Genomic DNA, 13,675 nt, shown 5'->3' on the forward strand with positions numbered 1-13,675 from the left:
GTCCGGGCTGCTCAACGGTCGGCGTCGATCAGGCTCTGCGGCCGCATGTCGGTCCAGTTGGCGTTCACGTAGTCCAGGCACGACTGCCGGTCGGCCGGTCCGTGCACCGTGCGCCAGCCGGCCGGCACCTCGGCGAAGACCGGCCAGAGGCTGTGCTGGTTCTCGTCGTTGACCAGGACCAGGAACGTGCCGTCTGCGTTGTCGAACGGGTTGGTGCTCATCGGTTGCTCCTCGTGCGGGTGTGGGTTACCAGGGCTTGCAGGGCGTCGAACCAGGCGCGGGCCAGGTCGTCCACCGACTCCTCGGCGAACAACCCGTCCGGCCAGCTCCAGGTGGCGACAAGCTGTGGGCCGGTCGCGCGGTCCTCGGTCTGGGCGTTGAGCACCAGTTCGTAGGTCTCGGGCATCGCCTCGTCGGCGCCGTTCTCGGCGGCCTCCGCCTCGGGCGCGAACTCCCAGTCGGCGGCCTCCGGGAAGTCGAACCGGCCCATGTAGTTGAACTGGATCGGCGGGTGCGGCAGCGCGGCCAGGGCCGGCCCGGTCGTCGGGTTGAGATAACGGAGCATGCCGTAGCCCATGCCGTTGTCCGGAAACGCGGCCAGGTGCTCCCGCACCCGACCCACCGCCTCGGCCACCGCCGGGCCGCCGGTGGACACATCGATCCCGGCCGTGTCCAGGCAGACCGGAAAGATGTTGGTGAACCAGCCGACCGTGCCGGACAGGTCGGCCCCGTCCACCAGGTGTTCCTCCCGTCCGTGGCCCTCCAACGCGACCAGCACCGCGTCGCCCGTGCCGCCGTGGGCGGCCCGCCAGCGGGTGACGGCCACGCCGAGCGCGCCCAGCAGGACATCGTTGATGCCGGCGCCGAGGCCGGCCGGGACTCGGGTGAGCAGGGCGTCGGTGACGTCGGTCGGCAGGGTCAGGGTGATGTCCCGCAGCGTGCCGGCCACGTCGACCGCGGGGTCGAGGCGACGGCGCGCCGGCAGCGGGTCGCCCCGGCCCACGATCTGCGTCCACCTGGGCAGCTCCGCCGCCCGCGCCGGGTCCAGTGCCCGCTCGGCCAGGCCGGTCGCCCAGCGGCGGAACGAAGTGCCGCCGGGGGTGGTGAGCGGCGCGCGGCCGGCGACCGCGTCCCGCCAGGCGGCCCCGATCTCGGGCAGCAGCACCCGCCACGAGACCCCGTCCACGACCAGATGATGCACCAGCAGCAGCAGGCGGCCCGGCCGGCGCGGGCCGGCGTCCAGCCAGGCCGCCCGGATCAGCACGCCGCCGACCGGGTCGAGCGCGGCCTGCGCGAGGCGTGCCTGCTCGGCGACCGCGTCCCACAGGCCACGGTCGTCGAGGCCGGCGACGTCGACCCGGACGGTCCAGTCGGCGGCCCGGGACGATCCCGGCGGCGGGACGACTATCGACCAGTCGCCGGTGCGATCCAGCCGGGCCCGCAGCAGGTCGTGCCGGTCAACGACGGCCTGCAACGCGGTCAGCAGCGCGTCCCAGCCGAGATCGGCCGGCACCTGCACGACCGCGGACTGGTTGAAGCCGTCGATCGGGTCGCCCACCTCGCGCAGCCAGTGCATGACCGGGGTCAACGGGAACGAACCGACCCCGTCGGCGGTCCGGTCCCCGACCGGATCGATCGCGGTCGCGACCAGGGCCAACCCGGCCACCGTACGCTCCGCGAAGATCTGCCGTGGCGTCAGCCGCAGACCGGCCGCCCGGGCCCGGCCGACGAGCTGCATCGCGACGATGCTGTCGCCGCCCAGCGCGAAGAAGTCCGCCTCGACGTCCACCGACGGCAGTCCCAGGGTCGCCGCGACCACGTCGCCCAGCAGGCGTTCCCGGTCGGTGCGCGGCTCCCGGCCACCGGCGGCCGCACCGAGGTCGGGGGCGGGCAGAGCGGCCCGGTCCAGCTTGCCGTTGGCCAGCGTGGGCAGCCGGTCGAGGCGCAGCAGCACGGCGGGCACCATGTAGTCGGGCAGCTCGGCGGCGACCGCCGCGCGCAGGGCGGCGGGGTCGAGGTCGTCGCCGCCGACCACGTAGCCCGCCAGCAGGCGCGCCCCGGGCCGGTCCTCGCGGGCGACCACCACGGCTTCGGTGACCCCAGGCTGTGCGGCGAGCACCGACTCGATCTCGCCCAGCTCCACCCGGAAACCGCGGATCTTCACCTGCTCGTCGACCCGGCCGAGATACTCGACCCGGCCGTCCTCGGTCCACCGCACGAGGTCGCCGGTGCGGTACATCCGCTCGCCCGGCGGGCCGTACGGGTCGGCGAGGAACCGCTCGGCGGTCTGGTCGGGCCGGCCCAGGTAGCCGCGCGCCAGGCCGGCTCCGGCGACGTACAGCTCGCCGGCCACGCCGGCGGGCGCGTGCCGCAGGGCGTGGTCGAGCACGTACGCGCGGGCGCCCACGATCGCCCGGCCGATCACGGGCGACGCGGTGTCCCCGATGCGGGCGGCGAGGGCGTCCACGGTGGCCTCGGTCGGGCCGTACAGGTTGACCGCCTCCGTGTCCGACAGCCCGCCCAACCGCTGCCACAGCGCCGGTGGCACCGCTTCACCGCCGACCCCGACCAGCGCCAGCGGGCAGCGCCCGTCCCGGATCAGGCCGGCGTCGGCGAGCTGGGTGAAGTGCGACGGGGTCACCTCGATGAAGTCGATGCCCTCGGCGCGGATCAGTTCGACGAGCTGCTCCGGGTCGCGTTGCTCCTCCTCGGTGACGATGTGCAGCGCGTGCCCGTCGAGCAGCCAGAGTTGCGGCTGCCAGGAGGCGTCGAACGCGAACGACCAGGCGTGCGCCACCCGCAGGTGGCGGCGGCCGGTGGTCACCCGGGCCGGCAGGTGCAGCTGGTCGCGGTGGCTGCGGAACAGGTTGACCAGGTTGCGGTGGGTCACCACCACGCCCTTCGGGCGGCCGGTGGAGCCGGAGGTGTAGATGACGTACGCGGGGTGCTGGGCGCGGGCCGGGCGCGCCCGGTCGGCGTCGGTCAGGTTCCCCCCGGCGAGCGCGCCCAACGCGGGGTCGTCGACCAAGACGCGGTCGACGCCGTCGGCGGCGACACCTGCGCCGGCGGCGGTGACCAGCAGCGCGGGCCGGGCGTCGGCGAGCATGGCGGCCACCCGGGCCGGCGGGTAGGCCGGGTCCAGCGGCAGGTAGGCGGCTCCCGCCTTGAGCACCGCGAGGATCGCGGTAATCGCGTCGGCGGTGCGCGGCAGGGCCAACGCGACGACGTCCTCGGCGCCGACGCCGCGGGCGGCCAGCAGTCGGGCCAGCCGGTTGGCGCGGTCGTTGAGTTCGGCGAACGTCCACCGCGCCGACCCACCCACCACGGCGGGCGCGTGCGGCGACTGGGCCGCCTGCCGTTCGAACAGCACAGCCACCGTGGGATCGTCGTCGCCGACGACGGGCGGCGGCGGATTCCAGCCCGTGCGCTCCTCGCCCGACACCAGATCGATCCGGCCCACCGGGCGGGCCGGGTCGGTGGTGAACGCGGCCAGGACGGCGACGAGCGCGGCGACGAGCCGGGCGGCGGTCGACTGCGCGAAGAGGTCGGGACGGAACTCCAGGCCCACCCGCAGCCGCTCCCCCGGGTCGACGACCCACGTCAACGGGTAGTGGGTGGCGTCGCGTCCGCCGGCTTCGGCGGCCTCGAGCAGGCTCCCCGGCCCGCCGGGGTCGCGCTCGGGATAGTTCTCCACGATCAGCAGGGTGTCGAACAGCTCCCCGGTCCCGGCGAGCCGTTGGATGTCGGCCAGCCCGAGGTACTGGTGGTCGAGCAGCGCGGCCTGCTCGTCCTGGAGCCGGGCCAGCAGCCCGGCCACCGGCTCGGCCGGATCGATGCGCACCCGCACCGGCACGGTGTTGATGAACAACCCGATCATCGACTCCACGCCCGCAAGCTGCGGTGGCCGCCCGGAGACGGTGGCGCCGAAGACCACGTCGTCGCGACCCGTGAGGCGGCCCAGCACGATGCTCCAGGCCGCCTGCACCAGCGTGTTCAGGGTCAGGCTGCGGGAGCGGGCCAGCGCGGTGAGCTCCGCCGTCACGCTTCCCGGCAGTTCCTGCTCGACCAGGTCTGGCACCACTGGTTCCCGCTGCGGGTCGGCCGGCACGAGCCGCGTGGCGTCGGTGATCCCGGACAGCGCCGCGCGCCACGCCCGCTCGGCAGCCGTGCGGTCCTGCCCCGCAAGCCAGGCCAGGAAGTCGCGGTACGGTGCCGGGGCCGGCCCGGCGTCGCCGGCGTACAGCTCGGCCAGCTGGTCCATCAGAGGGCCCCGGGACCAGCCGTCGAGCAGCATGTGCTGGTGGGTCAGGACGAGCCGGTGCGCGTCGCCGGTGCGCACCAACATCATCCGCAGCAGCGGGGCGACCGCCGGATCGAACCTGCGGCCCTCCTCGGCGAGGCAGCGCTGCCAGGCCTCGTCGCGCTGGTCGGGACTCAGCCCGGACAGATCCGCCTCGGCCCAGGGCAGCACGACGCTGCGGGCCACCACGGCGACCGACCGGCCGGTGTCGAGCTGGTGGAACGACGACCGCAGGTTGGCGTGCCGCTGCAGCAGCGCCTGCCCGGCGGCGCGCAGCCGGGCCGGGTCCACGTCGCCGGGCAGGTCGAAGACGATCTGCACGGTGTAGAGGTCGAGGCCGTCGGCGTCGAACGCGGCGTGGAACAGCAGTCCGGCCTGCAGCGGCGACAGGGGCAGCACCTCGGCCACGTCCAGGCCGAGCCCGGCGATCTCGGCGGTCTCGGCGTCGGTGAGGGTGACGAGCGCGCCGCTGTCGGTGGTGGCGGTGAACGCCGAGCCGGCGGCGGCGGCCAGCGCGGCCGGGGTACGCAGCTGGAAGACCTGCCGCAGCGAGAGCGACAGGCCGGCGGCGCGGGCCCGGCCGACCAGCTGGATCGAGACGATGCTGTCGCCGCCGAGACCGAAGAAGTCGTCCTCGACGCCCACCGCCGGCAGCCCGAGCACCTGCGCGAACAGGTCGACGAGCAGCTGCTCGCGCGGGTTGCGGGCGGCCGTGGCGGTGGCCACGGCGGCGAAGTCCGGGGCGGGCAGGGCACCCCGGTCCAGCTTGCCGTTGACCGACACCGGCAGCGCGTCGAGGACGACGAAGGCGGACGGCACCATGTGCTCGGGCAGCAGCGCGGCGAGCCGGCCGCGCAGGGCGCCCTCGTCGAGGGCGCCGGCCACGGTCAGGTACGCGACCAGGTGTGCGACGCCGGGCCGGTCCTGGCGCAGCACCACCACGGCCGCACTCACGCCGGGTTGCCCGGCCAGGGCGGCCTCGATCTCGCCCAGCTCGACGCGCAGCCCACGGATCTTCACCTGACCGTCGCCGCGCCCGAGGAACTCCAGCACCCCGGCGGCGGCCCAGCGCACCTGGTCGCCGGTGCGGTACATGCGCGCGCCGGGCGGGCCGTACGGGTCGGCGACGAACCGGCCGGCGGTGAGGTCGGGCCGGCCCCGGTAGCCACGGGCCAGCTGCACGCCGGAGAGGTAAAGCTCACCGGGCACGCCGACCGGCACGGGGCGCAGCGCGGCGTCGAGCACGGCCACCCGGGTGTTCCACACCGGGGCGCCGATCGGGACCGTCACGACGCCGGCGTCGCGGGCGGCGGGCCAGGCCGTCACGTCGACGGACGCCTCGGTCGGGCCGTACAGGTTGTGCAGGTCCGCGCCGGGCAGCACCTCCCGGCAGCGGCCGGCGAGGGCGCTGGGCAACGCCTCACCGCTGGACAGGACCCGGCGCAGCCCGGTGCAGCCGGCCGCCCGGGGCTCGGCGAGGAACGCGGCGAGCATCGACGGCACGAAGTGGACGGTGGTGACCCGCTGCTGCTGGATCAGCTCGGCCAGGTGGACCGGGTCGCGGTGGCCGTCGGGCCGCGCGACGACGAGGGCGGCGCCGGTGATCAGCGGCCAGTAGAACTCCCACACCGACACGTCGAAGCCCGCCGGGGTCTTCTGCAACACCCGGTCGTCGGTGGTGAGCCGGTACTCGTGCTGCATCCAGCGCAGCCGGTTGACGATGCCGGCGTGTTCGACCGTGACGCCCTTGGGCGCGCCGGTGGAGCCGGAGGTGTAGATGACGTATGCCGGGTGCCGCGGTCCGGGCGGGGTGGGCAGCGCCTGCCGGGCGTCGAGCGGCTGGTCGACCACGATGGGCCGCGGGGCGTGCGGCAACCCGGCGACGCGTGCTGCGGTGGCGGCGGAGGCGAGCAGCGCGACCGGCCGCGCGTCGGCCAGCATCGCCGCGAGCCGGGCGTCCGGGTGGTCGAGGTCGAGCGGCAGGTACGCGGCCCCGGCCCGGCCCGCCGCGAGCAACGCCACGACCAGCGCGACCGACCGCGGGACGGCCAGCGCCACGACGCGCTCCGGGCCGGCACCGGCCGCGGCCAGCACCCCTGCGAGCCGTTCGACGCGCGCGTCCAGATCGCGGTAGGTCAGCTCGACGCCGTCCGGGCCGATCACCGCGACCGCGTCCGGGGTCGCCGCGACCTGCGCGGCCACCAGCTCCGGCAGGGTCGCCCCGGGCAGGTCACGGATCTCGCCGGTCCCGGCAGCCAGGAGCGCCTCGCGTCCGGCCCGGTCGAGCAGGCCGACCCGGCCGACCGGGGCGTCGAGGCCGGTGACGAGCCCGTCGACGACGGTGACGAGGGCGTCGACCAGCCGCGTGGCGTGCGCCCGGTCGAACAGGTCGGGCCGGTACTCGACCGCGAGGTGCAGCATCGGACCGGGCTCGGCGATCAGCGTGAGCGGGTAGTGGGTGGCGTCGTGCCCGTCGGCGCCGGTGACCGGCAACCCGTCGTCGGCGGCGTCGCCGTCCGGGTAGTTCTCGAAGACCAGCAGCGTGTCGAACAGCTCTCCGTGGCCGGCGAGCCGCTGGATGTCGGACAGCCCGAGGTACTGGTGCTCCATCAACCCGGCCTGCTCGTCCTGGAGCCGGGCCAACAACCCGGCCACCGACTCCCCCGGATCCAGCCGCACCCGCACCGGCACCGTGTTGATGAACAACCCGATCATCGACTCCACACCCGCAAGCTGCGGCGGACGCCCCGACACCGTGGCACCGAACACCACGTCGTCACGACCCGTCAGACGCGCCAGCAACAGCCCCCAGGCCGCCTGCACCACCGTGTTGACGGTGACGCCGTGGGCGCGGGCGAGCGCGGTCAGGGCGGCCGTCCGGTCCTCGGGCAGGGCCGCCTCGGCCACCTCGGGGGCCAACGCGGCGCGGTGCTGGTCGACGGGCGCGACCCGGGTGGGTTGGGCCAGGCCATCGAGGGCGGCGGCCCAGGCCTGCTCGGTGGCCTGCCGGTCCTGCCCGGACAGCCAGGCAAGGTAGTCGCGGAACGGGCGGCCGGTGACCGGCACGGAGTCGCCGTCGCGGTACAGGGCGGACAGCTCGGCCAGCAGCGGCCCCCGGGACCAGCCGTCGAGCAGCAGATGATGGTGGGTGAGCACGAGCCGGTGGGCGTCCGGGCCGGTCCGCGCCAGGGCGAGGCGCAGCAGCGGCGCGGTGGCCGGGTCGAAGCGGCGGCTCTGTTCGGCCAGCAGCCGCTGCCAGGCGCTGTCCCGCGCGTCCCCGTCCAGGTCGGACAGGTCGACCTCGGTCCACGGCACGGCGACCCGGGCCGGTACGACGCTGACGACCGTGCCGGAGGCGAGGTGGTGGAACGAGGCGCGCAGGTTGCCGTGCCGGTCCAGCAGGGCCTGCCCGGCGGCGCGCAGCCGGACCGGGTCGATCGGCCCGGCCAGCTCCAGCACCATCCGGACGGTGTAGACGTCCAGGCCGCCGTCGTCGAGGAGGCTGTGGAACAGCAGGCCGGTCTGCAGGGGCGACAGCGGCAGCAACTCGCGCACCTCGGCGCCGAGGCCGGCCAGCTCGCGTCGGTCCGCCTCGGTGAGGTTGACCAGAGACAGGCTCGCCGGGATCACCTCCGCGGTGCTCACCGTGCCGGCGACGGTCACCAGCCCGGCCGGGGTGCGATGCTGGAAGACCTGGCGGGGGGAGATCACCAGACCCACCACGCGGGCCCGGCCGACCAACTGCATCGACATGATGCTGTCGCCGCCGAGGGCGAAGAAGTCGTCGTCGACGCCGATCTCCGGTACCCCGAGCACCTCGGCGAACACGTCGCAGAGCAGCTTCTCGCGGGGGGTGCGGGGGGCACGTCGAGGGCGGTCGGCGGTGAAGTCGGGGGCGGGCAGGGCAGCCCGGTCGAGCTTGCCGTTGACCGAGACGGGCAGCCCGTCCAGGGCGACGAACGCGCCGGGCACCATGTAGTCGGGCAGGACGGCGGCGACGTCCGCGCGCAACCGGGTGAGGTCGACGCCGGGGACGACGTAGGCGACGATCCGCTTGACACCACCGTCGGCGCGCAACACCACGGCCGCCTGCCGGACGCCCTCCTGCCGGGCGACCACCGCCTCGATCTCGCCCAGCTCCACCCGGAATCCGCGGATCTTCACCTGGTGGTCGGCGCGGCCGACGAACTCCAGTGCCCCGTGGGCCGTCCAGCGCACCAGGTCGCCGGTGCGGTACATGCGGGCGCCCGACGCCGCGAACGGGTCGGGCAGGAAGCGTTCGGCCGTCAGACCCGGGCGGTTGAGGTAGCCGCGGGCGAGGCCGAGACCGCCGAGGTACAGTTCGCCGATGGTGCCGGCCGGCACCGGGTTCAGGCCGCTGTCCAGCACGTACGCCAGCTGGCCGGGATCGGGCCGGCCGATCGGCACGGTGGCGCTGGTGACCGCCGCGCATTCCCACAGGGTCGCGTTGACGCTGGTCTCGGTCGGGCCGTACGCGTTGAACATGCGCCGGCCGGCGGCGAAGCGCTCGGCGAGCCGGGCCGGCACCTCCTCGGTGCCGACCAGCATGGACACGCCGAGCGGCAGTTGGCAGTCAGCGGGCAGGGCGCCGAGCACCGACGGGGGCAGCGCAAGCTGGGTGACCTCGTGCTTGGTGAGGTAGTCGACCAGCGAGGCGCCGGGGACCCGCAGCTCGGCCGGGACCACCACCAGTGCGCCGCCGGACAGGAGCGCCTGGCACAGCTCCCAGTAGGCGAGGTCGAAGCTGGGCGAGGCGAAGAACAGCACCCGGCTGTGCTCGTCCACGCCGAGCCGCTGCTGCTGGGTGGCGAGCAGCTTGGCGACGCCCTCGTGAGTGACCACCACGCCCTTGGGCTGACCGGTGGATCCCGACGTGTAGATCACGTACGCGGCGTCGTGCACCTGCGGCTCGCGCGGGGTCACCTGCGGGCCCTCCGCGGCCACGTCCAGCACCGGCACGTCGCCGGGCAGGGTCCCGGCGAGGCCGGCGTCGGTGACGACGCAGGCGGGCGCGGCGTCGTCGAGCATGTAGCGCAGCCGGTCGGTCGGGTAGTCCAGGTCGAGCGCGAGGTAGGCCGCTCCGGAACGCAGCACGCCGACGAGGGCGGTGACCAGGTCGACCGACCGGGGCAGGGCCACCGCGACGACCTGGCCGGGGCCCACACCGCGCGCGGCCAGCGCCCGGGCCAGCCGGTCCGAGCGGGTGGCCAGCTCGGCGTAGGTGACCTGCTCGTCGCCGCAGACCACGGCCACCTGCTGCGGGTACGCCTCGGCCATCTCGGCGAACCGGCGGGGGAAGGTGGTCGGCACGATGCCGTCGATGCTGCCGTTCCAGTCGGTGAGCACGGTCGCGCGCTCGGCCGGGTCGAGGATGTCGATCCGGCCGACCGGGGCGGCCGGATCGTCGGCGACCGCGGCGAGGATGCGGGTCAGCCGGTCGAGCAGCACGCGGGCGGCCTCGGCGTCGAAGACGTCGGGCCGGTGCCGGATCTCCAGGTTGATCTGCGGTCCCGGCTCGGCCACCAGCACCAACGGGTAGTGCGTGGCGTCCTCGTCCCGTGCCTCGGCGACCCGCAGCCCGGCCACCGGCTCGGCGGCCGCCGGATCGTACGGGTAGCTCTCGAAGACGGTGAGCGTGTCGAACAGCTCTCCGTGGCCGGCGAGCCGCTGGATGTCGGACAGCCCGAGGTACTGGTGCTCCATCAACCCGGCCTGCTCGTCCTGGAGCCGGGCCAACAACCCGGCCACCGACTCCCCCGGATCCAGCCGCACCCGCACCGGCACCGTGTTGATGAACAACCCGATCATCGACTCCACACCCGCAAGCTGCGGCGGACGCCCCGACACCGTGGCACCGAACACCACGTCGTCACGACCCGTCAGACGCGCCAGCAACAGCCCCCAGGCCGCCTGCACCACCGTGTTGAGGGTCAGGCCGGCGGACCGCGCCAGGTGGGTGAGCCGACCGCTGAGGTCGACCGGCAACGCGGTCTCCACCGAGCCGGGCACGACCGGCTCGGGCACGGTGCCGGCCGGCGCGATGCGGGTCGGTTCGTCCAGTCCGGCCAGCGCCTGCCGCCAGGCGGCGATCGCCGCGTCCCGATCCCAGCGGGCCAGCCACGCCAGGTACGCCTTGTAGGGGGTGACCGGCGGCAGCGAGCCGGGGCTGGCGTACAGGTCGAGCAGCTCCCGCACGAGCAGCGGCGCGGACCAGCCGTCGAGCAGGATGTGGTGGTGGGTGATGGTGAGCCGGTGGACGTCGTCGCCGAGCCGGGTCAACGTCATGCGCAGCAGCGGCGGCCGGGCCATGTCGAAGCGCTCGTCCCGGTCGGCGGCGGCGAGCCGGTCGAGGCCGGCCGCGCGCTCGGCCTCGGGCAGCCCGCTCAGGTCGTGCTCGGTCCAGGGCAGCCGTGCCCGGGTGGGGATGACGGCGACCGTGCCGCCCTTGGCCGTGCGCCGGAAACCGGCCCGCAGGTTGGCGTGCCGGTCGAGCAGCGCCTGTCCGGCGTCGCGGAGCCGGCCGGAGTCCAGCGGCCCGGTCAGGTCGAGTGCGGTCGACACCGTGTAGACGTCGGGTGCGTCGGTGTCGTAGAGGGCGTGGAACAGCAGCCCCTCCTGCAACGGCGACAGCGGCAGGACGTCCTCGAGTCCGCTCTTCTTGGTCACTGCGTCTCCCACTCGGACTCGAGGTCGGCGAACTCGGCCTCAAAGCTGTCGATGTCTTCCTGGCTCAGCTCGACCAGGCTCAGGTCGGACGGGGTGTAGCCACCGGTCGCCGAGTCGGCGGCGAGCGCCCGCAGCGCCGCCTGCCAGCGGCCGGCCAGGTCGCGCACCTGCGCCTCGGCGAGCAGGCCGCGGGGCCAGGTGAAGGTCGCGGCGAGTCGCGGACCGTCCGGATGGTCCTCGGTCGTGGCGTTGATCTCCAACGGATAGTCGGCGGGCATCGCGTCGTCGACGCCGCCGCCCCAGCCCTCGCCGGCCGGCTCCCATGGGCCGCCGCCGGCGTCCCCGGCGGCGAACCGGCCCAGGTAGTTGAAACCGATCAGGGGTCGGCCGGCTGCGGCGAGCGGGCCGGCGGTCTCAGGGTTGAGGTGGCGCAGCAGGCCGTAGCCGACACCGTTGTCCGGCACGGCCCGCAGCCGTTCCTTGATCGTCTTGAGGGCTTCGCCGGGGCTCTCCGGGCCGAGGTCCAGCCGCACCGGGTATTCGGTGGTGAACCAGCCGACGGTACGGGTCAGGTCGGCACCGGCCACGAGTTGCTCCTCACGGCCGTGTCCTTCCAGCATGGCCAGCCAGCCGGCGGCGCCGGCCCAGTCGCGCAGGGCCAGCGCGAGCCCGGTCAGCAGGACGTCTGCGATCCCGGCGTGGAAGCTGGCGGGCACCGCGGTGAGCAGCCGCTGGGTCTCCTCCGGCGGCAGCTCGACGGCGAGTTCGGCGCAGGTGCCGGCGAGGTCCCGGGCCGGGTCGAGGGGCCGGTCGCCGAGCGCGGCGCGCGCCCCGGCCAGCACCTCCGTCCAGTACGGCAGCTGCGCGACGGTCCGCGCGTCCCTGCTGAGCGCGTCGAGCTCCCTGGCCCAGCGGCGGAAGGAGGTGCCGGTGGGCGGCAGGCGGATCGGGTCGCCGGACCGGTGGGCGGCCCAGGCGGCGGCGAGATCGGGCAGCAGGATCCGCCAGGACACCCCGTCCACGGCGTAGTGGTGCACGACGAGCAGCACGTGGCCGGGTTCGAGCAGCACCGCCTGGAGCATGACGCCACGGGCCGGGTCGAGCCGGCCCCGGGCCTCGGCGGCGATCGTGGGCAGGGTGTCCTCGGCGTACGGGGCGACCCTTACCGCGTCGATCGGCGCGCCGGGCTCGGGGATCACGATGCCCTCCGCCGTCACGCGGGCGCGCAGGAGGTCGTGCCGGTCGGCAAGCGCCTGGAGCACCTCCACCAGCGTCGCCGCGGTGAGCCCGGGTGGCGCGTGCAGCAGCATCGACTGGCTGTATCCGGCGATCGGCCCGGCCACCTCGGCGAGCCAGCGCATCACGGGGGTCAGCGGCGCGGTCCCGTACGCCTCGCGCGGGTCCTCGGTCACGGTGGTCTCGACGGTGACCACCTGGGCGAGCCCGGCGGGGGTCTTGTGCCGGAACACGTCCCGCGGGCTGATGCCGAAGCCGGCCGCGCGGGCGCGGCTGACCAGTTGGATCGAGACGATGCTGTCGCCGCCGAGCGTGAAGAAGTCGTCGTCGATCCCCACCACAGGCAAACCCAACACCTCGGCGAACAACTCACACAACCGCTGCTCACGACTGTTACGCGCAACCCGACCACCACTCAACCCCGACCAATCCGGAGCCGGCAACGCCGCCACGTCCAACTTCCCCGCCACCGTCCGAGGCAACGCATCCACCACCACAAACGCCGACGGCACCATGTAATCCGGCAACACCCCCCGCACCGCATCCACATCCACCGAACCACCCACCACATACGCCACCAACCGACCATCCCGCACCACCACCGCCGCCTGCCCACCAAGAGCAGCCTCCACCTCACCCAACTCGATCCGGAAACCCCGAACCTTCACCTGCCCATCCACCCGACCCACAAACTCCAACACCCCACCCACACCCCACCGCACCACATCACCCGTCCGATACATCCGCCCACCCGACGGACCAAACGGATCAGCCACAAACCGCTCCGCCGTCAACCCCGCCCGACCCACATACCCCCACGCCACACCAGCACCCGCCACATACAACTCACCCACCACACCCACCGGCACCGGACGCAACGCACCATCCAACACATACGTCCGCACATTCCTCAACCGATAAGCCGACCGCCCAGCACCCTCCCACCCATACGCATCCACCGACGCCTCCGTCGGCCCATACAAGTCATGACACACCAACCCCGGAACCCCACACACCCGCCCCCACAACTGCCCATCAATCGCCTCACCACCCACCAACAACACACTCAAACCCGCATCCAACAACCCCGCACCCACCAACTCCCGCAAAAACGTAGGAGTCACATCCAACACATCCACACCATGCCGACGGACATAACCCACCAACGCCGCGTCGTCCCGATACTCGTCATCGTCCAACACATGCAACGTATGCCCGTCCAACAACCACAACAACGGCTCCCACGAACCATCGAACGTAAACGACGCCACATGCCCCACCCGCCGCCGCGGACCCACCATCAACCGCTCACGATGCGACACGAACAAATTCACAATCCCCCGATGCGGCACCACCACACCCTTCGGCCGCCCCGTCGAACCCGACGTGAAAATCACATACGCCGCATCCTCCAAACCCGGCGACCCCACAAACGGAACCCCCCGCGGCACC

The 13,675-nt window shown here is 73.9% G+C and carries 3 protein-coding genes; all 3 read right to left on the bottom strand.

Annotated features, from left to right (window positions below; genetic code table 11):
- Nucleotides 1-11: 11 nt before the first annotated feature.
- Genes GA0070558_RS29535 through GA0070558_RS29545 form a run of 3 tightly spaced genes read right to left on the bottom strand, consistent with a single transcriptional unit; the run spans nt 12 to nt 13,674 of the window.
- Nucleotides 12-221: an MbtH family protein gene (locus GA0070558_RS29535; RefSeq protein ID WP_091285868.1), complete on the bottom strand. Its 210-nt coding sequence runs from the start codon at nt 219-221 to the stop codon at nt 12-14.
- A complete protein-coding gene (locus GA0070558_RS29540) occupies nt 218-10,987 on the bottom strand; it encodes a non-ribosomal peptide synthetase (RefSeq protein ID WP_176734430.1) in 10,770 nt (3,589 codons plus the stop codon). Before GA0070558_RS29540 ends, GA0070558_RS29535 begins: the two co-directional genes overlap by 4 nt.
- On the bottom strand, nt 10,984-13,674 hold the full coding sequence (locus GA0070558_RS29545) for an AMP-binding protein (RefSeq protein WP_091285874.1): 2,691 nt from the start codon (nt 13,672-13,674) through the stop codon (nt 10,984-10,986). The genes GA0070558_RS29540 and GA0070558_RS29545 overlap by 4 nt, the downstream gene beginning before the upstream one ends.
- Nucleotide 13,675 lies beyond the last annotated feature (1 nt).

This window comes from Micromonospora haikouensis, from assembly GCF_900091595.1.
Classification (GTDB): domain Bacteria; phylum Actinomycetota; class Actinomycetes; order Mycobacteriales; family Micromonosporaceae; genus Micromonospora; species Micromonospora haikouensis.

Bases quoted from the DNA above. Each gene is read 5' to 3' on its own strand.
- GA0070558_RS29535 (WP_091285868.1), bottom strand. From the start codon at position 221: ATGAGCACCAACCCGTTCGACAACGCAGACGGCACGTTCCTGGTCCTG.